We start from the raw sequence: 22,606 nt of genomic DNA, 5'->3' as shown, positions 1-22,606 counted from the left end.
GTCAGCAGTATGATCAAAAGCGCAGGTTAACTACCATATATACGGCCTGTTTTAGCGGCTATTGCCTTGGCCAAGATGAGGCAGTCGAACACGAAGTCCTAATCACCTTATCGACTTAAAAAGCCAGTGTGAGGAGAAGGTTTTCAACGTGTAGGGTTTATCCTGTTATTCATCTCACTACGTACTTTGCAAAGGGTTGGTGATGTTTGTTTTATACGGGTTGATACTCTTCATTTTTGGTGGTGACAGCCCATGCTATTCGCATGAGCTTGTTAGCGAGAGCGACTGCAGCGCGATTTGGCCCTCGTCGCTCTTGAAGCTCTAGCATCCATTTACTGAGGTTATCGGATTTAAATTTAGCGCGCCTTAATGCTGCTCTCGCCCCGTGTACGAGTAACGAGCGGATATAAGTGTTGCCTTGTTTCGTTATCCCAAGAAGAATAATTTTGTCACCGCTTGTCTCTTGTTTGGGCACTAGCCCCATTGCAGCGGAAGCATCTCTACCAGTTCGGAACTGTTGTCCAGAGCCAAGCCATACTGCAACGGCTTGACTGGTAAGGGGGCCAAAGCCGGGAATAGACATGAGTCGCTTGGCATTATCGAACTGTTTAATGGTGTGATTGAGCTTGTTGTCGAACCACTTAATTTGTTCATCGATATATAGGTAGCGTTGATACTGATTATTCAGTAGCTCTCTTAAAATCGGAGAGAGTTGGTTGTCATTGTCTTCGAGTATCTCAGGTATAGCCCTTGTGAAAGCGGCTTTCCCTTTGGGCATGATAACGCCGTACTCTGAGATGAGCCCACGAATTTGATTAACGAAACGAGTTCTTTCAGTGACGAGCAGTCGTCTCATGCGGATGAGGGATTGAATGTCTTGCTGTTCCACTGACTTATGAGGGACGGGGTGAGGTCTTTGGAACAAAGCGACTTCGGCGATAGCTTCCGCATCGTTATAGTCGTTCTTTTGTTTCCGCCTTTGGCTTTTCACATGCTGTGGTGCGTAAAGTAGGACTTGGTGTCCGAGTTTAGAGAATTCACGAGCCCAATAATGGGCACCAGAGCATGCTTCCATAGCAATGGTACAAGGCTCTTTATTGGCGATGTAGCTAAGTAGCTTACTTCGTTGAAGTTTTTTACGAGAAAGGTTCTTTCCTTTATGATTGATTTCAAAAAGAAAGAAGATATTTTTTGCTAAATCGATGCCGATGATTTTATGCTGAGTCATGGTCTTCTCCTTTTACTTCGGACCTGAACACTCCAAGCATGGCTTACGGCCATGTGAAGTGGTAGGGGGAGACCATCTCATCACCTTAACAGGGCGTTATGTTTTAGGAATTTAATTTTATTATGGATGTACTTTTCTGGTCTGCAACTCTATTTTTCTTCGCTTTTGAGTACGGGTTGTCTTATGCGTTTGCAGAAAAATCTTGGATGCCTGATAAAGGCCTTGCAACTGATATTTCAGCAGCAGGAACAATGTGGGCTTTCAGTTATTTAGTATATTTTGCAGCTGATACAGTTAAAGCTGATTGTAAACTTTATGGTCAGTTATCAGATTACGACGAGAATGGCTGCCAAGATTATGCCGGTGAAATTGAGACTGTGGGCGATGTACTTAATACCACCTTCACTGTTAATCCAATGATTGCAGCTACCATTGCGTTTGTGGTAGTCAGTTTTGCTACTTGGCTTGTTAAAAACCGTAGAATTAAAAAATAACAAACCATTGAAAAATAACGAAAAAGTTGACCATGTTCCGCTTAAGTGGACATTAACTGTTTCTAGAATTTGGAGCTAAAATGACACGAAGCGAATTGGTACAAGAAGTCCTGTATATGGCTGAAAATATAACTCAGAGCTTCAAACCTGTAGATGGTAGCTGTTTGTATATGAGCGCAATGTTGGCTGCGATGATGAATGATCACTTGCCTGTCGATACTCGCTTTGTGACAGGAAGTTTATCAGTTGCTGAATCCAAGATATTTGATCATCAACCGATTAAACAAATATTAAGTCAAAAGGAAGGGGTAATTAGCGAATGGGACGGTCACGCTTGGGTTGAGGTTGATGACTTAATCATTGATCTATCGCTATTTCGAACGGTATTTTCAAAAGCAGCTTCACCTCGTATTCAGAGCCTTTTTGAGGCGAGGTTTGAGCGTAGTAGTGCCTACCTAGTTGGGCAAAAACACAAATTGATCGAAATGGGCGTTGTGTACACGCCACTTGAACTATTATCGGACGATGACGCGACAATCTTTATACAAAATGCGGGTAGAATGGGGCTTATAAACAGTTAAAAAACTGTTTAATAGTGATTCGCAACGCGTGGCATTTTTACTATGCGTGAGGTTTAGTGGTTAAGGTAGTATGAGGTGGCTTCGGTATTGCGTTGCTCACACGTTAACAGGGCGTTAGCTGTAAAAGACGTACAATTGAATGAAGATTGGAACTAAAGAAGAATACATAGAATTAGAAGAACTAGAGAGAAACCCAGAGGGTAGCCCTTGTGCTGGTGATGTTAACGTTAGTGTTGCTTTAGCCCTGCAGGCATTTTCTGGTTCCCACGATGGGATTTGGTTTGAATTACCAGAAATAGAAAGATTCATCGCAGAGTTAGAAACACTCGATGAAAAGAGAAATGGTAACGCTAAAATATCAAGCATGAGCCCGGAAGAATTTGTTTTAGAAATTCGTTCTTCTGATGCATTAAGACATATGGAAATAGAGGTTCAATTGCACCGGTATCAGTATAGTGGTCCCAAATATTGGCCCATTCATCTAAATGGTGGCTTTGAAACACAGCCCGAAACAATCAGGCAGCTAATATCATGCTTCAAGTCACTCACCAACTAATCACAACTAACAAGGCCTACCAGTGGGACTAAAAACCGCCGCTTCGCTCTGGCTTTTCGCCCCCTGCTGGAGGCGTTATGTGGCTGGAGAAAAATAAAGTTTAAAGCACCAATTTTCTTCTTAATTGCACCTCCAGTCCTTTTCGGACTGATTTGGGCATGTGAAGATTTTGAAACTGGTCAAACGATCAACCAAACTTTCATGTTGCGTACCGATAATAACAGCCTGCTGGTATGGATAGGGAAAATGTCCATAGTAGGTTTTCTTAATAGCTTTACTTTAGAGAATTTTTACCCTAACTATCAAAATAAAAGTGTGTCGGTTCAGAGGCTTATTAACATTATAGGTTTTGCACTTTTCTAGCCGTAGTTAGCGCAATAATTTGGATACTATTTCCAGGCGTGCAGCTATAAAGCCACATAACAAGGCGTGATATGCCCCCCACTGTCAATAAGAGCATAGCAGTTTTTGCTCCTGCATTATTAGAGCCTTTCTTGTTGTTTAGCGGATAATGTTACCACACAGATGCAGCAAGTAATGTCGTCGGTTGTCATGTTGATATACGTGGATTGCTCACCGTTTGATGAGTAGAGAGCCTACCTTACTTATTCCATGCTTTTTACGCGATTGCAGCTCGTAGTGAAGTAAAAGGTATTCGAGCATGGTTTGGCTAAAGGCATACAAAGCGTTCAAGGCTGATTCCCAACGCTCGGCATTTTTGGTTTGCTTCGACTTTAGTGTTTACGGCACAATACTTTAATCGCAGTGGTCTGCGTTGCTCACCACTTAATGCTGCGTTAGGTCATAGGAGGAAGCATGGCATTTATTCCAAAAGATGAAGAATTTTTAGCAGGAGACAATGGGCTGAAAAACCTTATCAGGATTTTAGAGAACTATATTGAGATTGATTTTGAGATGCTTGAAGTGAGCCAGGCTATTGAAGCTTTGAGCTCTAGCTTTGCTATGAAGAAAACACCAAAAATTCAAATTGAAGATAGTCCTTTTGAAGACCTAGAGTTCTTGAAAGAAATACAACCACTCTTAGATAGCTACGAGAAAAATAAAAACCCATTTCAAGCTATGAGAGATGACATTTGGAAGTATAAAGATGAGTTTGGCACCAACACAGTATTAATGCTCTTAAATCCTCGTTTATTATCAAGTTTAGAGCAACTGCTGGCCGGAGCTATTGTAAAATATACCAAAGCATTCAATGAATCGCAGAGAAGAACGAGCCTGAATCCAAAAAAAATCTTTAAAGATCAAAAGGAACTTCTGGATTTTCATAACGAAATAGTTAATCTGCGCAACAAGCATTTTGCTCATACCGAGTTAGCTTTAGGAAAGCATGTTTTAAAGTACTTTATTTCTGAGAGTGAGGGGGAGATCGAATTAATAACGGATAGTCACACAACTCAAGAACTTAGCCCTACATTTAACTATTCCAAATTTTATAAATTAGTGAGTTTTGTGAGAAGTTTTTTATCTACAGATATTAAAAGTAAATCCTTGACTATAAAAAGAAAGCTTACTCAGGAACAAAAAGAGGCCTTGAGAAAAAATATGTCCTCACAAAGCGTTTAAGGCAGGTTTGCAACGCTGGCATTTTCGTTTTGCTTCACATTTAGTGTTTACGGCAAAATAGTTTAAGTTCGGTGGTAGCGTTGTTCACGGCGTAATATTTCTTGGTGGAATTTAAGCATGTTTGATGAAGAAGTAGTAATAGAAATATATGAGTGGTATGAGAATATTGAGTCCAGATTATCCGAGATAATAGGAGTAGTACCTTTCGCGTCAGTAAAAGAGTTGGAGAAAATCCAATCCCCTCGTCTTGTGTCGATCATAATTGAAACTTGTTCGATTATTGACACTTTGTTAAGGGCTCAAATGCCAGAACGGTTTAAGAGACCCGGGCCCAGAGGGAGAGAAATGACCCAAAAGGGGGCAAATATCTATGACTATCATAGAGAGCTCGAGTCTGTTTTAAAATTGACTCAAACACAATCAGTATTACTTAAAGGGAAGCCTATACTATTACGCCCATTTGAAAAGTGGGGTAGTAATTCGAATAGCTCTCCAATGCCATGGTGGAAAGTATACAATCGATTGAAGCACAATCGTATAGAAGCTAGTAAAGAGGCAAATCTACTTCACTGTATTCATGCTCTATGTGCCTTAAAGCAAGTAATGACAAAAATGCCAGACGTACTTAGGCTGTCTTTACGTTTTAATTGGGTACAAAATGCTGGAATGAATCCGCATTATTTATTGCCAATGCTTCAAAAAGTTAACGATAATAATTACATCGCCTACACCGATTTTTTTGCTACTTTTTTACAACCGGTAGCTTTGAACCAAGTCGATGATATTGAGCCTGTGCGATTTGGCAACTACGCAAAATTGTCTGGTCATCTAGGGTGGTGGTAAGAAACATAACAAACGACTATGCCAACTTTACGAGGTAGTCGTGACTAACCAGCGGGTGTATAAGATCGAGCATAAGTTACTACACATCGAGGTAAATGGCTCTGGTATCAAGTTTTAGCTTTGCTCTATGATTTGGATTAATGGTTGCACAACTGGGTTCACCACAGTCGTATATTGACCTATTCAATACATTATAGAAATAACTCCTTGATTCAACTGTAAGAGTGATGATGCGATAATGCCTACTCATTATGATTTTCCTCTGCGAAAAACGTTAAGTCTCTCAATTTGCTCTCAGACTTAAATATACCTGCTAGATATAGCAAGTCTTCCTCAAGATCTTGACAGCTTATCGCATGAGCAGGCGTACACTTCAAATCCACATCGTGAGTTGTTAGCCATTTATATACAGCCCAGTCGTTTAACCCATCAAGAATGCGACATAGTTTTTCGACTGGCTTGTGCACACCCAAACGTACCACATCAAACTGAAACACTGGAATTTGAATGTTCCGAGAATCACCAAAATAAAAGCCTATTATCTTACACTCTTTTTTGAGTTTCGTTACCAATCTTAGCGGGTTGGTTGCATTCACATCTCCGAACAGAGCGACCGCTTCCTTTGCTGGTATGAGTGGGTACTCGCATGTTCTCGCTTCAATCTCGTTTAGGTCTTTTGCTATAAGATATCGGGTCTCATCAGCACTCGAATATGGGTTAACGGCTACCTTGAAGTCATCGAAGTTTTTCTCTGCGTCTTTTAAAAGTAACTGCGTCATACGATCAAGAGAGCCATTTCTGATATGATGCTGCATCAAACGCATAATATCGTTAACCTTCTCAACATCACCGCTATTCAGTCGCACATTTTGATTTATCATTTCTGGTTTTCCACTATGCGTTTGCGCTTTCATCCTACTCATAACCAATCCATCAAAAATTACAGTTTGCCCTTGAGCGAGAAACTGTTGTGCTTCTGTCTTACTTTTAACGAGCACTGGTTTTAGAGAGTCTTCAGTTTCGTGGTTATCTTCATCTAATGCTATTAGTTGACACTGGAAAATGTACAAGTCTGCCTTTTTTGAAACTTGCATAGATACTTACCTCGTGATGAATTATTGTAAAAAATTAAAGCACAAAGTGCAGCTAGACGTATGCTTATACAATGAGCGCCCCGTATTGAACTTGGCTCTTAGTACCTCGATTAAGCTTAGCAGCATGAATGGAGACTAGTTTATAAGGTGCCCCCCTACCCTCTCCATTCGATAGTTTAACCTAGTACGAATATTTCTACTCCAGTTGTATTAATAGCTAAATGGAAATATAAATGAAGAATTCTGACACTCAAGCTAGCCTTTTCTCAATTGAGCTGTGTTCTTCTATTGGGTAACAAGAAGCTATTTGAATAACAGACAAGGTTAATTGAGCATGAGATAACTCTGTTCTCATATGTTTGATCATACCAAACTTGGAGATCTCACATAAATTCAGAGAGCACCATAAAAATATAAATCATTGAAAGTTATATTTTTTTAGTTCAACACTAGTGATTATTCGTTTGTTTGGAGAACAATTCCATCAATGCAAGCTCCGAGTTTTATTGCTTCGTATCTACACATGAAACGCGTAAATGCGTCTCCCTTTCTTATTTTGAGGTGAAAAAGTTGATCGATTTGTGTTTTCCTCTGTTCCATCACTGTTAAATCCGGCGATTAGATACATAAATTTAAACGTTTAGATTCATCAGTAAAACCTTACGCTATTGAAAGTTAAGCTGCTGTTTTAATTAAACTATTACTCAAATCGATACAATTAATACTCGACTAAACATTAAATGGCTTATCAAGCGTGCTTCCATCAATGTTCTTAACGGCGCTTGAAGCTTAAAATTTAAACGTATCATTACCAAATATGTTTTTTATTCGAAATATTATGTAGTTAGTCCATGACTGTATCTAATGACTATTAGACCAAAGATCTTAAACGGTTCACTGACCCCGTGTTTCCCACACCTCTCAATGTGAACACATAATGCTTACAATAACTCGTGATCATTGTGCAGTGCGCCTTCATAAAGAGTAACTTAAGTAAATAAGCAAAAACTACATTACGTAAAGATGAGAGACGACAATCTGTCGTTAAATTTTCGTTAGCTCACGATGGATCTTAAGTCGTTTGAAGAAGTGTTCAACTGCTTTAAAGGTTATGAGTATTTTGGAAAGCTCTTTGAATCTGATAACTCAGGTGCTGGCAGGTTTGCGACTAAAACTAAACATTCCTTTCAAAATGGGAACAAGCTCGAGCACACCATTTCCAATAGTGAGGCTCAGCCAAGGTGTCTGATGCAAAGATGTACGGCTACGGATATGACGACAGTGTAGCAGATGCTTGAAAATGAACGTGAGTTGCTCGAAATCACCATATGTGAACAAGAGGACGAGTTAAAACAACAAAGCAATTAGCATGCTTCTGGCCAAAAGGACACGTACTCAAGAGAAAGTGTCCTTTTCTTTATCATAGGCATCAACGTCCATGATAAATAGTCTTCAACTAAGCACAAACTTACCTTATCCGACTACCGTTTGTCACACACGAGTTTTCTGTGGTTCCTGCAATGTTGGAACCACGACTCACACTACAGTAGGATAGTAGTTGAGTTTCATAATCAGTAGCTTCAATATAGACAATGATGGAAAATTTCATCTAGAAAGCGTTACGCAGCAATCAAAAACTCGAAAAGCAGCATGAGAGTTGATCCAACAAATTTCCTAGCACTCGGACCTTTTGCCATCAGTTGTGTCTAGGACCGATAAATTGAGTGGTACCAACAACACTCACACTTTATCCGTTGTTACAAAGTAGAACAGGGAATATTAAGACAGTGCGTTATATCGAATATTTAAAAGCCTCCGAGAAAAGATCAAACGAACTAGGTATTGGGTCTCGCCTAGCTTTAAATTATCCAGTAGCAGCAAGAGACATAGATCAGTACATAGATATATCAAATAGGGAATTATTAGGTTTGTTGATTCAACGGTTTGGTCAAGGCTATTGGAGTAACAGTTGTATTCAACTAGGCGCACAATCGTTTCTGTTTTTTCAACACATTGGGATACCATGTGAATTAGTTTTTGGGGAAGTTGTTATAAACGGTTGCAACGAGTATGACACTACAATTGAAGGCTTGCTATCTGAATGGAATAGAGGATATTCAAATGATACGATGCAAATTCACGTATGGTTAAACATAGGTAAAGATTTAATTGTCGATCCTGCAATAGCATCACGACTGAATGAACATTACGATTGTTCTTTCCCTGCTCACCAAGTTGTTGTAGGTAAGCCAGAATACCTTATGAATAAAATGCGATTAAATTATATCCCGATGTTAACAGGAGCAAAATTTCTCGAGAAAACCTGTAATATGCCTTTGCCTTATAAAGGTCTTGCAACTTCTGTATAACAGAGCTATCAAAGTTACTTTCATACTCGGTAGTTTCTGTTGAGCTAAGTTCATTGTTTATGGTGTCTCATTGATTTCCTCGATAATTAGCTGGAACTCAGCAAAGCTTTACACACAAGATAAGCGAGGAGTGTGTGATTCATAGTCATCCTTTCAACTATACTGGGTGTCAATGGATAGAGAAATTCAACAAAGACTGAAGTGGATAAAAATATATAATGAATGGGATGATGCAGATCTCGTATGTCGACCTGTGGTAATTTCCAGACCAACATTACGCAAGTGGGCTAAGCGATATAAGCAGTGTGGAATCGCTGATCTGAAAAGCCAAAGCAGACGCCCTCATCCATCTCTAGGTACCGAAGCACTGATGAGCTAAGAGTATTGATCTTTAAGATGCTTGAGAAACGCAATTTAGGGGCGCGGCGTTTACAAACGGAATTGATCTGACTTCACCAAATACATCTAAGCACAGCGGCACTCCATAAAGTTTTATCCGAAGCATCAGTCAACCCCATCGTAACTTACCGACGCAAAAAAGATTTCCAAAGATATGAGCGTCCAATTCCTGCTGATAGAGTCCAGGCGGACACCTCTAACATAACGCCTGGAATTTATCAGTATACAGCTATTGATGACTGTTCTAGCTATCGGGTTCTAAGGTGTTACTCACAGCGCACAGCAACAAATACAGTCGGCTTTATTGAGTGTGTAGCTGAAGAGATGCCATTTCCTATCCAACGTATTCAGACGCACAGAGGGCGTGAGTTCTATCCGACTATAGATCTCTTTGGTGCTGGAAGAACTGGATCGGCTACTAGCTGAAGGCAACACAACTACAACTGGGAACCGCCCCACATCTATTTGATTAGGCTAACCCCGATAGGCAAGATTATTGAGATATCTGATCAACCCCATTTGTCTGAAGAGGTATCTCAGCACTACCAGATCAGGAAAGAGAGGTTTCAAGAGCAGAATTACAAGCTCGATCTTCAACTAAGAAAATTGCAACCATCTCTATAAGTCACACACTTAAAGCCCCGATATAAGACTCTACTCACATGAGAACATATCCATTTAAATACGCTAGCGCGAATTCAAGAATTAACATTGGGTTTAAATTTAAAAACCGAATTCAATTTATACAACAGTCCGTATTGCAAAGCGACGTCATCTCTTCAATGATTTTTAAGGAAATAAACAATTTAAAACGAATGATAGTCAAAGTCACTAAAAGGGAACTCATTTTCAGTTAGAATATATGCTTTATAAGACAACATCAGCATAGAGGCATAGGGTACTGTTCATCATGAAGATTTACATTTCAAAAAATTTATCCATCACAGGCTATGAAGGTTTTCACTTGGTTCAGGATCACATTGGAACCAACTTCCGAAACCCTTGGGATGATTTTGGCTACGAAGTAACGTTCAAGCTCTATCACGTCTCACAAGGTGAATCCAATAAAGTAGGTAATTTAAAACTGCTTATCAATGGTCAAAAATACACTGCTTCGTATCTCTATGATAATGGTGATCCCATAACAGAGAAAATCTTTGACGTAACTGAACTGATTGGAGAGCTAGAAGCGGTTTCTCTAGGAGAGAGTATCGATTATTACCAAAAGCTAAGTTTCGTACTTAGTGAAGACCAAAACAAAGTTGATAACTTACTATCACATCTCCATGATGCTAGCTACCTAATTGAGAGTATTGATAAATTCACTCGATTTGACGGATATACAGAAACTATAGCTCGTGATGGCGAAACAGCCAAATCATTAATTAGAAAAGGATATCATGTTGCTTTAGGAACTTATGAAACTGAAACAATGTTTAATCTACAACTTGACGAACCCTCGGAAACGATGGACCCAATAGAGTTCAGGTTCGACACATCAAAAGAAATTGCCAAAACTAACATAAACCTCCTAATTGGTGAAAATGGAGCAGGCAAAAGTCATGTTCTAAAAAGAATAACTGAAGTCATTTCTGGTGTTCATGAAAATAGTCACAGTTGGCCATTTTTTCACAAACTTATCGTAACTGCTTATTCTCCATTTGAGAGTTTTTATACGAAAACTCAATTGCTTGACTTATTAGATAAAAAACATGACCAACCTAAAAGAAAAAGAAAGTCAAAAGATAGAAGAAATATTCACATCAACAAATATGCCTATATCGGATTTAAAGACAATAAAAACAACTTTAATTTGGATTGGCCCAAAGAATCAAGCGTACAATCTATAAAATCTATCATGAAATATGACCAAGAGGAAAACTGGTGGAATGAAGATACTCGTTTAAAAACCCTAAAGGAAACCCTAGCCTTATGTATGGACTTTGACGATGTTGCAGTAAAACTAACTTCTACAGGTGAATTTTTTAAAATAAACAGTCATCAGGATAAAATATTCAATGAAAATAAAGAGGATTTTGATGAAAAAGAAGGTTTGTTCTTCTTAAAAAATGAAGAACCAGTTAGTTTAAGCTCAGGCCAAGAGATTTTCTCATATATGCTCCCTTCTTTAGTCGCGGAAATAGAAGATGAAAGCCTACTAATTATAGATGAACCTGAACTATATCTTCATCCTACACTTGAAGTCGCTTTAATCAACATGCTAAAAAAACTATTAAGTGAGACTAAGTCATCAGCAATTATTGCAACTCACTCCCCGTTAATAGCACGAGAAGTAGCTAGAGATGGTATTGTAATATTAAAAAACAGAGGAGGGTATACAAATACCATAAAACCTGAAGCGAATCACTTGAGATTATTATTGGAGAGGCATTTGAAGACTTCAATACCAATAAGCCTTTCCAAAGCGAAATAGACCAGTTAAGGGAAAATGCAGGCTCAGATAGTATTGAATCAATGTTAACTAAGTATTCTACAAAAATTGGAGATGAAGCTTTAGCATACTTGTCTGCGTCAAATTCCGATGATGAAATAGATATCGAGGTAAAATAATGAAATATCTAGGACATTTTAGAATTGAACCAGAGTTGCACAAAGAGTGGCTGTCCGCATCTACATCCTCTAAAAAAGATAATGTAGATAGGTTAACGGCGATAGAAGATAAGCTAATTGATGTATACAAAGACTATGATGACATCTTAGAAAATTACGATCAGATGGTACGAGAGTCTCAGTTCAAAGATAGCTCTGGCGTGCTTAAGGATTTCTACAACAATCCCCCTGCCAGCTTGAAAAAAGAACTATTAGAAAGAAGGAATGAACATGGACTGAGTGAGTGTCCATTTTGTGGTAATCCCGTTTCACCAAACACTCTAGATCATTTTATACCCAAAAGTGACTGGCCAGAGTTTTCTATTTTCCCAAACAACTTAGTACCTCAATGTCGAGATTGTGCACCTATCAAAGGAGATGACTACTTTGATAATACGGATAAGCTCGCGATTTTTCATAGCCCTATGTATCATAAGGCACTGTCAGAGGTAAAATTTTCAATAGTGATTGATTTTGACCAAACCACGAAGTCCATCTGCGTAACACCTAAAATTTTGTTAACGCAGGACATAATATCTTGTGCTGTATCTGTAAATAGATTAAAGCTTCACTTTAAAGGTTTACAAGTCAAGAATAGAATAATCACATACAGCAAACGGATGCTCAGACATTGGAAAAGTTTATTGAAGGAAAATAACTTTGATATCTCGAATGCTCTTCAAACTCGTATTAATGAAAGATCACTTCATGAGCAAGACAAAAACTGGGAAACAGCCCTGTATAAAGGAATTCTCGAAAATCAGGAACTTGTCAGGTATTTGGAAAGCTTGACTCCTAAAGAGGAAGTACAAGTACAAAACACTAGGGTTCCGACATATGAACTAGAAGTTTAATTTAGTGATTATTAAAGGGAGAATGTAATTAAGATTCTCCTTTTTTATTCCCTTAGCTTAAACTCACTTAAACCCACAGCCATTTATAGGTAGTACTAACAACAGAGAATATCCCACTGGGTGCTAATAGATTTATCTTTTTGCTCTAGTACTCTTTAACTTAAAACTCTCCGATGAGGAATTCAAAGAATAAATTTAATGAAATTTTGCTTACTTTGAGAGACTCTCACCTAAAACGTCCCACGAAAAGTTCAATTACGCAAATTTCCTTATTGACCTTTTGTGAACGTCAAAACATTATTTTTCTTTAACTCTTCTTGCAATTCATAGATTCTAAACATTAATGAGCTATTTTTTTGTTCCAAAATTTTATTAATTTTTCTTGTTTCATCACGCTCATTTCGATACTTTTCCTTTAAAGAGACCTCTTTTTTTAGTTTTACTTTCAAGCTATCGACCTCACTCATTTTTTTTAAAGAGTTTAACTTTAACTTTTCAGATAGAGGGTCATAGTTCTTATTAAATTCCTCGATAGCTGGTATAGCCTCATTTTTCACAAAGTCCTCAAATTTGTGAATATAGCTATGACCTAAACCAGCCTCGTTATTTATTCTGTTCAGCGATAGTTTTCCAAATCTTTTTACTCGCTCTGGTTTGCCATCTAACAAGCGATGTAAAGCTGATCTGAGTCTGCCCTCAGTTACTTTTCTTGTTCCCACTTATAACCTCCATCATTCAATAATACCTTTAATTCTTTCGTCAAACGGTTCGAAGTTTAGATCAAAATCCTTTATAAGGGTTTCGTTACGTTTTATCTTTTGCTTTTGCCCAATCAATATGCTATTCATCATAGGTTCCCCCGTATTTAACTCTCTAAATACTTTTATAAGACGTTTATTTTGTCTTAAAATCTCCTTAGCTTGATCGTCGGTAATCACTTGGTACTCACAAGGTTTTTTCTCGGCTGCAAACACACCAATACCACACACTCGGGTACAGGATGAGTTAACGCAATACCCTCCCGTTGGCAACTTAACAACTGACATAGTGCCATTTCTAACCAGACGCTCAATGTCATCTCTTGTCATGTAAACATGCTGACCATGACCTAGTTTATCAAACCTATCTTTATAAATACGCTTTCCAGCCGAACCACTAAGGCACTTTGACTTATTATAAATTTCATCGAAGATATCCACACCTGTGCTAATCCCTTCTTCATTCATCAGTCCTAGTAATTCATAATCAAGCAATACATCTTCCATTGCCTGCAAGCGTGCATTGTTGCTGTAGTACTCCGACATATAAATACTTCGATGTTTGTATTGGAACTTTATAGTTGAGGTGGACCCGAAGCCATATCGCTTAAAGAACACTGCAAAACTCCGGCGCAAATCATGTGGCGTTAATTTAGGGAGCGTTTCACCTACTTTAAGTTCTCCAGCACGAGTTGGATTAATACGGTTGAACTCTTCAACATCTTCTTGAGTCGCCAAGATTTCGAACTGAGATAATGTGTTTTTAAAAAATCTACCTATATCATTGTTATACCTGGTACTTCTCATTTTTACCTTGGTAATTAGAAAAACACTGTTTATTTGATTTAAGTTGTTTTCAAACTGTAACTTAGAAATTTTTCCACAGTCTAAATCCTTTTTATTTTTCTCATTATAGATGTCCCTTAAGTACTGTGTCGCGTCATAAGCTAGTTCAAGTGCGTCTTTAACTATAGCATGAGTCTGCCATGTCTCTCGAACAGCAAATCCATTTCGTTTTGTTTCTTCCCCCTGCAATATAGGTATCTTATTCGTTCCTTTAAATAAAAAACTCCTCTTCGACAATCTATACATTTCACTTTTTCGCATTCCACTAAAAGCTAGTATTATTATACCACACGCACTCAAGATGTAATTTAACTGATAACCATTTCTAAGAACTTTAAAGTTTGGGATAGAGTGAGATAATTTATCAATTTTATGCGTCACATTTAATCTAGCTAGACCTAATACTACATCGAGTCGCTTAGCTTCTTCCTCATATATTTCCTCTGCCAAAGATTGAATATCACTTATAGCTTTTCGGTGTGGATGATACGTAGCCACAATATTAATAGCTTCCGAAATCAATTTCTGATACATTTTTATCGGTATAGCAACGTGTTGCTGAGCCAGTTTTATATCTACTTGTCTAAAGTCATCACGGCTTACAGGCCTTGCGCAAAACTCCAACTCGTTAAGCTTATTTATAGTTCTAATAATTACATCAACAGTAGATACTTTAAGATTTTCATCATTTATATACTTTACCATGTTATTTTTAAATGCTCTGTATGTAACATCATCAGAAAGTTCAGCCCAGTTACAGCCATTGAGGCCCTTAGATACAAGCACTAACCCTTGTCTAAAAGACCTAACTACAGATAACTTAGCGTAGGTCTTATTTTTATTTTTTCGCTCCTTCATAAAAAATAATAACGTGGCTTGGATGCTCTTACGATACTTAGCATCAATAGTAGCAAAACCAAACCTAGCTCTTTCCGTTACCCTCTCTTGCCCAGAAAAATCCCAGACATTGTCATAGACATGGCTCAGAGGAGTTCCATCCATGTGAAAAGTTGCTATTTCATCATTATCAAATAAAGGAACTTTTTTCAAAAACGTATTTTTATTTATATTCATGTGAACACTTCTAACAGATCATTCAAGCTATACGCTGTCGAATATAACGGATGAGGAGCATGTTTAATTTTCTCCATCGCTATATTGTAGTTTGTTTTATTTTTAATTTTATAGCCATTTAAGACACTATCAACTTGATTAAACAAATTGATATATTTATCCTCAGGCATAGAGTTAATGGCGGGAGTTTGCTGTAATTGCTGTAAGGTTTCTTTAAAGCTTAGCATCAGCCAAATATCTTCAACATCTGTAACAAATGCATGTTGTTCACACTTAAAACATTCCAAGAAATCCGTGCAGACTTGTTCTCCTTTTCTAGTGTCAATTCCAACCTTATTCAATGATTGCTGTATTAAAGAAGTAGCCCCTTTGCGGTTGTCGGTGCATCGGATGCCAGTAGCTGTCCTCGCTTCATGTGCGCGATCTTTACCCCTTCTAAGTCGTTGGTACTCGTAATCATCTAGAATCTCACCATGGTTGAATTTAGCTTCTTTGACTGCATCGATAACATCAATTCCTTTTGTCATAGAAAATTGCGCGCTCATGGCAGCACTGAGATTATTTTCATGCTCCTTCTCAGTCCCGTTTATATACGTACGCGCAGTTACCGCCATGGTGTTGTTGTTGCTCATAGCTACAAGATAAACCGACTCAGTGACCCGGTATAGCGCGTCTGATTTAGTTTTCCTAAGTACCGAAGGAGTTATTGTCACTAACCCGAGTCTCTGAAGCATCCTATTTATACTCTTATGAGGTTGATGGCTTTTGTAGGAGTATGACGACATCTCTCCCAAATCATCTATGTGCGGAAACAGATATCCATCACCCATCCCCTCGGAAAATTTCTTTGCAACTAAAACCCAACTCTCAATAAACTCCTTGGCATACTTACTGAATCCCAAAGAGTTATCTTGTTTTTGATAGTTTGCTCTCCCTTTGACAGAGTTAAGAATGTACTTCCCTCCTTGAACTTCTCGAAAAGATAAATCCGATATTTTTAAATCATATAATGGCTTACTATTCATTCCAGTGAACATGAAGGTAATCATTATTGCTAGCCTTATAAGACATTGTTCCAAGCCATAATCACCACGCAATGCTTGTTGAAATGCTTTATGCGCTACTATGGTTGAACGTTTACTCAAACCTCTTGCTTTAGCCTCTATATCAACTAATTTCTCGTCATATAACGGGTGTACTTTCGGAGTCGTACCTTGATTGAAATGAAGCAAAAGAACCTTATAACCTTTAAAAAGCGCGCGTGCTACGGGTTTCAATTCATTTTCTAAATCAAGTGCTTTAGCTCCTTTAATATAATCCCTATTTCTTCTTATAGCAGGTAGCCTATTTAGTTCATGTTTACGATTCCGTTTAACTAATAGCCAAGTCAACGTACCTTTCGCTACACGAATTCTGTTGTTAGAAATCTTACCGAGCTCCACTTGGGTAATTCCCCATTCTATGAAGCTTTCAATTAGATCAAACTCTAGATAATCATCTTTTAGTGATTCGAAATTTTGATCTAGATAACGTAGATAGGTTACTAAGCCAAAGTACATTTGATGAATATTTATTGACTCGGAAGAACCTAGATATTCATAGAACTCACGTATAAAATCATCACGCTGCATGTCAATCAATTTGGTTCCCGTTGGAAACTCGGCCGTTGAAAACTTTAGTTTAGGACACCCCTTATATTTCAATCGTTTGAAATATATAAAACGGTTACTATTGTATTTTAGCACCATGTCATCAACATGTAATTTCTTAACCTGAGCAGAGTGATTCAGAATTTTCTTTGAAGGTGTTAACGCCTTTCGTTTATTCTGTGGATTAACGTGCACTTAAAGTTCCTTCATTTGATAATAAGAACTCGTTATCCATATTCTCGAAGACACCAAGGAAATCTAGAATATCTTCATATATTTCATCACCCGTAGGTTCATCTTGAGAAATTCTAAGATAAATAAGCGTGGTCTCCTCTTCATCATGTCCTAAACATTCTGAAACTAGTGCTAATGCAATATCTTGTGTAGTTTTTTTCAATAAAATTCGAAAGAGCCATACTGCAAATGTCGACCTTAGATTATGAATAACCTTATCAATTTTTATATCATCATTTATCTCTACAGTATTCCTAATTTCACTCCAACGGGTATTTGCCTCACTTAACTTTGTAAAAAAAGGCTTTCCAGTAGTACTTATGAATAAGTATTGTTTCGTATCATCAATGGCGTCCTCTCCTTCAAAATTAGAAACGTCACCCTTTTCCCTCTCCTTTTTACACTTTTTTTTGAACGTATTTAGTCGTTTTTTGTATCGATCGCTCAATGTGTATTCATATAGAAGTTGCATTATCCTATTCGGAATTATTGTTCTGCGAGATTTATTACCTCCTCCCTTCGTTTTGGTTAAAGAACCGTACATCCCTCCAACTCCAAAGCGCATTCCAAATTTACTTGTATCCGGTTTAACAACTTGACCTACATGTAAACTAGCTACTTCTTCTTTCCTAAGCCCCGTATATCGAGCAATGAGAAAGAATAAACAGTACTCTATTGGAAGCCGAGTTGACCTTAACTCACCGCCTATATTTTTTATAACCCTTTGGGTATTAATGAGAATGTCTTCAACAGCTTTCCATTCAGTGTTCGTTAAAGGCTTTAGGTCTCTTCTAGCGGTTGGTATCGCTCCACCTTCATTGCGAACCGATCTTCCAAAGTTAAGCCTCAAATCGGTGCTATAAACATCTTTGGAAATCATTGATTTCATGCTTGTGCCACCAGCAGTGTAGCTCAATTGCAGCACTTCGTGCTCAAAGGGAGGATTATTGAACTCGTGATTATTACGAATATGATATGTATAAAACTTAACAACTGCATTCATATATGCGGAAGCAGTTGTTCGTGCGATTCTAAGGCTTGGATTAGCTTCGTTCAATACAGCATGTCTCAACGCAGCCCGATACTGATAAGTTATCCTTTGACTTTTCCTTGGCGGAAACCAATCCCAAACTGGTCTAGGTAGGTCAACTAAATCATCGTAGAGGTGTTCATCAAATTGTTCATCCCAAAGCTTTTGTAATTCAATTAAAAACGAAAAAAAGTGTACTAACCCTTTACTGTATTGATCCGACTCTTGTTTATTTTCGTCAATATGATGTGACATAAGAAATCGGTTAACATGATCCATCGGTTCATAAGAGACAATATTTCCTGAAATATCACGTCCCACCATATTCAATAACGTAAGCTTCTTTATATAGGTTGGGAATTGTTTGGAGTATTCAATTATTAGCTGACCATCATCAACAGCAATCAAAGGTGTTCTGTATCTATATGGTTTTATCTCTGTTGTTTTGATTTCGTAAGTAACAGTCATAAATCACTTTCTTAGATAATGAATATGACACTAGTTTAGTAGCAATTCTCAACTTATCAATTGTGTGTAGTTATTGATTGGTATAAAAAATGGTAGGGTGCACATCAAATCCAGCATCAATCAGAAGCTCAACGATTCGAGTGTTATCTTGGAACATTGCTGCGTGCAGTGCTGTGCCGCCGTAAGAATCTCGCGAATCGGGATCAAGATTGGTTTTCAACAGCTCAATCACTTTAGCTTCATTACCATGGTAAGCAGCAAGATGAATCGTATCAGCGCAGAACACCTGAAATGCCGCCCCCATTGCAACGGCAAATACAGAAAAAAGAACCGCTAACTTTTTCATAATAGCCTCCTTACTCGACGACTGTCGCTTCTAGCTTAGCCAGTTTTAAAGCGTCGCCAACACGAATAACTTCAAGCTCTTGATGAACCATCATGTCGAACTTCTCTTTAGTTTTTGACGTTGCTTGCCAACGAACGTCATAAGAAACCGTCCAACCAGACGCCTGATCACCTTGCACATCCATACTAACGATGTCGTGGCTGTTCCAAATGATGTTATCTGTCACACCTTGATACCAAGCTAAGAATGCTTCTACAGAATTAATAGGCGTTCCCGGGTATTGCATGTTTACTGGTTGTGCAATGCGATTGACGAAGTAACCTGACTCTCGCTGATGGTCAAATGCAGCAAACCACTGATAAACAAAACTTTTAACATCATTCTCGCTCATCTCATAACGTGCTTTTGCATCATACGTTGTACTGAGTGTGTTGAGATCATTACTGGCGTGAGCGGCTGATACTACGATCAGGAAACTAAAAATCAATGTGGTAAGTTGTTTTAACATAGTGATGACGTACCCTATCAATAACTGGTGAATTAAAGAGTCGCACTTTAAGGTAGGTTAAATGGACTCTGTTGCATGATTGAGCCCATTATTGACGAGTTTTATCATAACCTGTAGCCTGACATTAATTACTTTATAAATAACCAAAAGTTAATGAAATCGATTCCTACACAGCTGCCGGTCTTCATACAAGTCGCTAAGCTCGGAAGCTTTGCAAAGGCTGCGAGAGAGCTTGGCATATCTGCGCCTGCAGTGAGTAAAGCCATTGGCAAGTTAGAGCAAGAGTGGCAAACCAAACTGTTTCTGCGCTCTTCTCACTCTTTGAGCCTAACCCCAGCGGGCGAGCAGCTTTATACCAGCCTGTCTCCCTCTGTAAGTTCGATTCAAAATGTCATAAGCCAACTCACAGATGACCCTTCCCACATATCAGGAAAGATCAAAGTTAACCTACCTGCGAGTTCGATCGGTCAAGACATCATCCTGCCTATCATCATAGACTTTATGAACCTGTACCCAGATGTGGTTTGCGATTTAAGCTTTGATGATAAGAACGTAAGCTTAGTTGAAGAAGGTTTTGACCTTGGCGTCGGCGTATCGATCAACGAAGACTCACGCTTAATAGGAAGGCCCATTCTACAAACTGAGATCGGGCTTTATGCTTCCAATGATTACATCCAACAATTTGGAGCCCCTCGTTCTCTAGGCGATTTAAAGAATCATAAATGCATACCGGTTCGTTCCATCACGACGGGAAAAATGCACAAGTGGCGCTTAAAGATCGATGATCATGCCATGCTTCATGAACCTCAAGGCAATCTCGTCGTTAACAACTTCTCGGCTGCAAAAGAAGCCGTGATTATGGGTGCTGGTATCGCTTGTTTAGGGAACTGGATGTTTGAAGAAGCCATCAAACAAGGAAAAGTAGCTCCCTTACTTGAAGAGTGCTGGGGAGAACCAATCCCCGTGTGGCTCTACTACTCATCTCGAGAGTATTTGCCATCACAAGTACGACTGCTCATCGATTTCATTGTAGATAGAACAAATCGTAATTAAGTAGCCCCTATAGCCAAAGCTTCCACAGACTACCTTAATCACTAAGGCTAACGCATAGTAAAAATGCCATACGTTTCGAATCACTCTTAAACAGTGTGTTATGTTCTGAGTTTAACTGCTGTGCCAAACACTAATATTTCTGATGCCCCATCAGTAACTGAGCTAGTTGTGAATCGTATTCCCACGATTGCATCAGCATTTAACTTTTGTGCATCTTCTATCAATCGCTCTACCGCTATATTTCGAGCTTCCATCAACATCTCGGTATAGCCTTTGAGTTCGCCGCCTACAATACCTTTTAAACCAGCCATGATATCTCGACCAACATGTTTAGACTGAACCACGTTCCCATTGACGATACCTAATACAGCTTCGATTTCCTTGCCAGGAACAGTTTCCGTTGTCGTATAAATCATAATTTCTCCTTAGAAAATAACGCCGCGTTTAAATGTAAGCAGCGCAACCACCAAACTTAACCATACCACCATAAGCACAAACCTAATGATGGATTGATAAATGCCAAGCGTTGCGAATAACTCTTAAGCAACTTGTTATACCGCTTGCTTGAGGCTAAAATGACCAAAATAAAGACCACTTAGGAGACCGATTATATGACCACTAGAATTTTAGCCGATGTTGCTGCAAGCATTACTGAGTTGAAAGCTAACCCTATGAAAGTTGCAACTAGTGCTTACGGCGAACCTGTTGCTGTATTAAACCGAAATGAACCAGCATTTTATTGCGTGCCTGCCGAAGCGTACGAAATGATGATGGACAGACTCGAAGATCTTGAACTACTAGCTATCGCTAAAGAGCGTGAATCTGAAGAGAGCATTTCGGTAAATATTGATGACCTATAAACTCGACTTTAAAAAGAGTGCACTCAAAGAGTGGAAAAAGCTTGGCTCTACTATGCAACAACAATTTAAGAAAAAGCTAATCGAGCGCTTAGATAACCCACATGTTCCGGCTTCAAAGCTCTCTGGAGCTGACAACATGTATAAAATTAAGTTACGTCAATCGGGCTACCGTCTCGTCTACAAAGTTGAAGACGATGTCATCATTGTAACCGTCTTAGCAGTTGGAAAACGCGAACGTAGCGATGTTTACCGTAAAGCCATGAAAAGGTTAGACGATTGATTGCGGCATAACGCCCTGTTAAGTAGTGAGCAACGCTAACCACCTTACCTAAACTATTGTGCCATATACACAAAATCCTATTGAACCCAAACTCGAAGAACGTTGCGAATCTGTCTTAAACGCTTTGTTATATGCTAGTTGCTTCCAAGAAGTATGAGTATTTTTCAAAGTCCCACTGTATTTTTTCATCTAAATAGCTATTTAAAAAACTGATATGTATTTCACCTACCGGATAACAAGCATACATAAGATCATTGGAATCAGTTTCTTCAAACTTCTCTTGAAACAGAGGTAAATCAAAACTGTTTAGTAAATATTCTCCAAGATATTCCTCCGTCAGATTCGAAAACTGTGTAATTGAACGACATACTTTCATATCAACTCCTAAGCCCTTTAATGACTCTGCCTCTTGATGGCCTTGTTAGGCATAATTCTCCTGGATCATGATTGCCAGCGATTTGCTACCAGGCTCTTCGCCCCACTCTTTAAGTAGAAAATCGTTACATAAATCCCAGTCGCTTTGAACAGTGGAAACTGAAAACTCTTGATTTTGGTAAGTAGCATTGCCATTAAACTTAGCAATAACTTTACTGATGAGATTTAGAGCTTTCTGTTGTTCTGAACTGGGACGGACTGCGAACGGGTAGACAAGAGAAATAAGGTTAAAGTTTTCCTGAGCGTCTACTTCTTTGTCATTGAATTTGAGCTTAACGTGAAGCAAAGATTCCGACTGCCAATTTTCGGAACTAGCAGCGGCAAAATCATATACATCGTAGTGAAGCTTCGCTCCTAGCTCACGAAACAAACGATTGCCTTTGCCTGCTCCCATTGGTTCAGGCAACGCAATATTTATTTCTTTTTCTTCGTGAAGTTCTCCCCACATAGAGC

Annotated in this window: 22 protein-coding genes and 1 pseudogene; 12 read left to right on the top strand and 11 right to left on the bottom strand. The window is 38.6% G+C overall.

Annotation, left to right across the window (positions count from 1 at the left end; all coding sequences use genetic code 11):
* Positions 1–211: 211 nt before the first annotated feature.
* Entirely contained in the window at positions 212–1,228 is a 1,017-nt protein-coding gene (locus FIV04_RS23780) for an IS110 family transposase (RefSeq protein WP_152470885.1), read from the bottom strand.
* 122 nt (positions 1,229–1,350) lie between these two features.
* Between FIV04_RS23780 and FIV04_RS23770 the strand changes: the two genes are divergently transcribed.
* From FIV04_RS23770 to FIV04_RS23745, 5 genes are all read left to right on the top strand, one after another.
* Complete coding sequence (locus tag FIV04_RS23770) at positions 1,351–1,722, top strand: hypothetical protein (protein ID WP_152470884.1); 372 nt, start codon at positions 1,351–1,353, stop codon at positions 1,720–1,722.
* A gap of 80 nt (positions 1,723–1,802) precedes the next feature.
* The gene (locus tag FIV04_RS23765) at positions 1,803–2,303 is read left to right on the top strand and encodes a hypothetical protein (RefSeq protein WP_152470883.1); all 501 of its coding nucleotides are present in this window, start codon (positions 1,803–1,805) and stop codon (positions 2,301–2,303) included.
* 139 nt (positions 2,304–2,442) lie between these two features.
* Complete coding sequence (locus FIV04_RS23755; protein WP_152470882.1) at positions 2,443–2,859, top strand: hypothetical protein; 417 nt, start codon at positions 2,443–2,445, stop codon at positions 2,857–2,859.
* Between the two features lie 816 nt (positions 2,860–3,675).
* A complete protein-coding gene (locus tag FIV04_RS23750) occupies positions 3,676–4,443 on the top strand; it encodes a hypothetical protein (RefSeq protein WP_152470881.1) in 768 nt (255 codons plus the stop codon).
* Between the two features lie 117 nt (positions 4,444–4,560).
* Positions 4,561–5,286 carry a hypothetical protein gene (locus FIV04_RS23745; protein ID WP_152470880.1) on the top strand — a complete coding sequence of 242 codons (726 nt, stop codon included), beginning with the start codon at positions 4,561–4,563 and terminating at the stop codon, positions 5,284–5,286.
* Positions 5,287–5,528: 242 nt separating this feature from the next.
* Here the strand turns inward: FIV04_RS23745 and FIV04_RS23740 are convergent, their stop codons facing one another.
* On the bottom strand, positions 5,529–6,380 hold the full coding sequence (locus FIV04_RS23740; protein ID WP_152470879.1) for a hypothetical protein: 852 nt from the start codon (positions 6,378–6,380) through the stop codon (positions 5,529–5,531).
* A gap of 1,787 nt (positions 6,381–8,167) precedes the next feature.
* Between FIV04_RS23740 and FIV04_RS23735 the strand changes: the two genes are divergently transcribed.
* The 4 genes and pseudogenes from FIV04_RS23735 to FIV04_RS23720 all read left to right on the top strand — a co-directional run bounded on the left by FIV04_RS23735 (position 8,168) and on the right by FIV04_RS23720 (position 12,612).
* Complete coding sequence (locus FIV04_RS23735) at positions 8,168–8,749, top strand: hypothetical protein (protein WP_152470878.1); 582 nt, start codon at positions 8,168–8,170, stop codon at positions 8,747–8,749.
* 172 nt (positions 8,750–8,921) lie between these two features.
* Positions 8,922–9,772, top strand: a pseudogene (locus FIV04_RS23730) (helix-turn-helix domain-containing protein).
* A 286-nt stretch (positions 9,773–10,058) separates the two neighbouring features.
* Entirely contained in the window at positions 10,059–11,582 is a 1,524-nt protein-coding gene (locus FIV04_RS23725) for an AAA family ATPase (RefSeq protein ID WP_152470877.1), read from the top strand.
* A 136-nt stretch (positions 11,583–11,718) separates the two neighbouring features.
* Positions 11,719–12,612: an HNH endonuclease gene (locus tag FIV04_RS23720; protein WP_152470876.1), complete on the top strand. Its 894-nt coding sequence runs from the start codon at positions 11,719–11,721 to the stop codon at positions 12,610–12,612.
* A gap of 269 nt (positions 12,613–12,881) precedes the next feature.
* Here FIV04_RS23720 and FIV04_RS23715 read toward each other — a convergent pair whose 3' ends face one another.
* From FIV04_RS23715 to FIV04_RS23690, 6 genes are all read right to left on the bottom strand, one after another.
* Positions 12,882–13,331, bottom strand: coding sequence for a hypothetical protein (locus FIV04_RS23715; RefSeq protein WP_152470875.1), 450 nt, complete (start codon positions 13,329–13,331; stop codon positions 12,882–12,884).
* A gap of 12 nt (positions 13,332–13,343) precedes the next feature.
* Complete coding sequence (locus FIV04_RS23710; protein WP_253895638.1) at positions 13,344–15,290, bottom strand: hypothetical protein; 1,947 nt, start codon at positions 15,288–15,290, stop codon at positions 13,344–13,346.
* Complete coding sequence (locus FIV04_RS23705; protein ID WP_152470874.1) at positions 15,287–17,134, bottom strand: hypothetical protein; 1,848 nt, start codon at positions 17,132–17,134, stop codon at positions 15,287–15,289. Before FIV04_RS23705 ends, FIV04_RS23710 begins: the two co-directional genes overlap by 4 nt.
* On the bottom strand, positions 17,124–18,671 hold the full coding sequence (locus FIV04_RS23700) for a site-specific integrase (RefSeq protein WP_152470873.1): 1,548 nt from the start codon (positions 18,669–18,671) through the stop codon (positions 17,124–17,126). The genes FIV04_RS23705 and FIV04_RS23700 overlap by 11 nt, the downstream gene beginning before the upstream one ends.
* A gap of 70 nt (positions 18,672–18,741) precedes the next feature.
* Positions 18,742–19,017 carry an ankyrin repeat domain-containing protein gene (locus FIV04_RS23695; protein ID WP_152470872.1) on the bottom strand — a complete coding sequence of 92 codons (276 nt, stop codon included), beginning with the start codon at positions 19,015–19,017 and terminating at the stop codon, positions 18,742–18,744.
* Positions 19,018–19,027: 10 nt separating this feature from the next.
* Entirely contained in the window at positions 19,028–19,525 is a 498-nt protein-coding gene (locus FIV04_RS23690) for a nuclear transport factor 2 family protein (protein WP_152470871.1), read from the bottom strand.
* 153 nt (positions 19,526–19,678) lie between these two features.
* On the opposite strand from FIV04_RS23690, the gene FIV04_RS23685 reads away from it, so the two are divergent.
* On the top strand, positions 19,679–20,578 hold the full coding sequence (locus tag FIV04_RS23685; RefSeq protein WP_152470870.1) for a LysR family transcriptional regulator: 900 nt from the start codon (positions 19,679–19,681) through the stop codon (positions 20,576–20,578).
* A gap of 98 nt (positions 20,579–20,676) precedes the next feature.
* On the opposite strand, the gene FIV04_RS23675 is transcribed toward FIV04_RS23685, so the two are convergent.
* Positions 20,677–20,994 carry a heavy metal-binding domain-containing protein gene (locus FIV04_RS23675; RefSeq protein ID WP_134837121.1) on the bottom strand — a complete coding sequence of 106 codons (318 nt, stop codon included), beginning with the start codon at positions 20,992–20,994 and terminating at the stop codon, positions 20,677–20,679.
* A 195-nt stretch (positions 20,995–21,189) separates the two neighbouring features.
* Between FIV04_RS23675 and FIV04_RS23665 the strand changes: the two genes are divergently transcribed.
* Together FIV04_RS23665 and FIV04_RS23660 are read left to right on the top strand one after the other, a co-directional pair.
* Positions 21,190–21,438, top strand: a complete 249-nt coding sequence (locus FIV04_RS23665) for a type II toxin-antitoxin system Phd/YefM family antitoxin (RefSeq protein ID WP_005377003.1) — start codon at positions 21,190–21,192, stop codon at positions 21,436–21,438.
* Complete coding sequence (locus FIV04_RS23660; protein ID WP_152470869.1) at positions 21,428–21,718, top strand: type II toxin-antitoxin system RelE/ParE family toxin; 291 nt, start codon at positions 21,428–21,430, stop codon at positions 21,716–21,718. The genes FIV04_RS23665 and FIV04_RS23660 overlap by 11 nt, the downstream gene beginning before the upstream one ends.
* Before the next feature lie 127 nt (positions 21,719–21,845).
* Here FIV04_RS23660 and FIV04_RS23655 read toward each other — a convergent pair whose 3' ends face one another.
* Both FIV04_RS23655 and FIV04_RS23650 read right to left on the bottom strand, forming a co-directional pair.
* On the bottom strand, positions 21,846–22,094 hold the full coding sequence (locus FIV04_RS23655; protein ID WP_152470868.1) for a hypothetical protein: 249 nt from the start codon (positions 22,092–22,094) through the stop codon (positions 21,846–21,848).
* Positions 22,095–22,139: 45 nt separating this feature from the next.
* The gene (locus FIV04_RS23650; RefSeq protein WP_152470867.1) at positions 22,140–22,601 is read right to left on the bottom strand and encodes a hypothetical protein; all 462 of its coding nucleotides are present in this window, start codon (positions 22,599–22,601) and stop codon (positions 22,140–22,142) included.
* Between the last annotated feature and the right edge of the window lie 5 nt (positions 22,602–22,606).

Source organism: Vibrio sp. THAF190c (assembly GCF_009363355.1).
Classification (GTDB): domain Bacteria; phylum Pseudomonadota; class Gammaproteobacteria; order Enterobacterales; family Vibrionaceae; genus Vibrio; species Vibrio fortis_A.
The sequence above is the reverse complement of the archived record's forward strand: the minus strand, read 5'-3'. Positions and strand labels throughout refer to the sequence as shown.

Excerpts from the sequence above, each read along its gene's own strand:
- FIV04_RS23780 (WP_152470885.1), bottom strand. The coding sequence starts at position 1,228 with ATGACTCAGCATAAAATCATCGGCATCGATTTAGCAAAAAATATCTTC.
- FIV04_RS23770 (WP_152470884.1), top strand. The coding sequence starts at position 1,351 with ATGGATGTACTTTTCTGGTCTGCAACTCTATTTTTCTTCGCTTTTGAG.
- FIV04_RS23765 (WP_152470883.1), top strand. The coding sequence starts at position 1,803 with ATGACACGAAGCGAATTGGTACAAGAAGTCCTGTATATGGCTGAAAAT.
- FIV04_RS23755 (WP_152470882.1), top strand. The coding sequence starts at position 2,443 with ATGAAGATTGGAACTAAAGAAGAATACATAGAATTAGAAGAACTAGAG.
- FIV04_RS23750 (WP_152470881.1), top strand. The coding sequence starts at position 3,676 with ATGGCATTTATTCCAAAAGATGAAGAATTTTTAGCAGGAGACAATGGG.
- FIV04_RS23745 (WP_152470880.1), top strand. The coding sequence starts at position 4,561 with ATGTTTGATGAAGAAGTAGTAATAGAAATATATGAGTGGTATGAGAAT.
- FIV04_RS23740 (WP_152470879.1), bottom strand. The coding sequence starts at position 6,380 with ATGCAAGTTTCAAAAAAGGCAGACTTGTACATTTTCCAGTGTCAACTA.
- FIV04_RS23725 (WP_152470877.1), top strand. The coding sequence starts at position 10,059 with ATGAAGATTTACATTTCAAAAAATTTATCCATCACAGGCTATGAAGGT.
- FIV04_RS23720 (WP_152470876.1), top strand. The coding sequence starts at position 11,719 with ATGAAATATCTAGGACATTTTAGAATTGAACCAGAGTTGCACAAAGAG.
- FIV04_RS23710 (WP_253895638.1), bottom strand. The coding sequence starts at position 15,290 with ATGAATATAAATAAAAATACGTTTTTGAAAAAAGTTCCTTTATTTGAT.
- FIV04_RS23700 (WP_152470873.1), bottom strand. The coding sequence starts at position 18,671 with ATGACTGTTACTTACGAAATCAAAACAACAGAGATAAAACCATATAGA.
- FIV04_RS23695 (WP_152470872.1), bottom strand. The coding sequence starts at position 19,017 with ATGAAAAAGTTAGCGGTTCTTTTTTCTGTATTTGCCGTTGCAATGGGG.
- FIV04_RS23690 (WP_152470871.1), bottom strand. The coding sequence starts at position 19,525 with ATGTTAAAACAACTTACCACATTGATTTTTAGTTTCCTGATCGTAGTA.
- FIV04_RS23685 (WP_152470870.1), top strand. The coding sequence starts at position 19,679 with ATGAAATCGATTCCTACACAGCTGCCGGTCTTCATACAAGTCGCTAAG.
- FIV04_RS23675 (WP_134837121.1), bottom strand. The coding sequence starts at position 20,994 with ATGATTTATACGACAACGGAAACTGTTCCTGGCAAGGAAATCGAAGCT.
- FIV04_RS23665 (WP_005377003.1), top strand. The coding sequence starts at position 21,190 with ATGACCACTAGAATTTTAGCCGATGTTGCTGCAAGCATTACTGAGTTG.
- FIV04_RS23660 (WP_152470869.1), top strand. The coding sequence starts at position 21,428 with ATGACCTATAAACTCGACTTTAAAAAGAGTGCACTCAAAGAGTGGAAA.
- FIV04_RS23655 (WP_152470868.1), bottom strand. The coding sequence starts at position 22,094 with ATGAAAGTATGTCGTTCAATTACACAGTTTTCGAATCTGACGGAGGAA.
- FIV04_RS23650 (WP_152470867.1), bottom strand. The coding sequence starts at position 22,601 with ATGTGGGGAGAACTTCACGAAGAAAAAGAAATAAATATTGCGTTGCCT.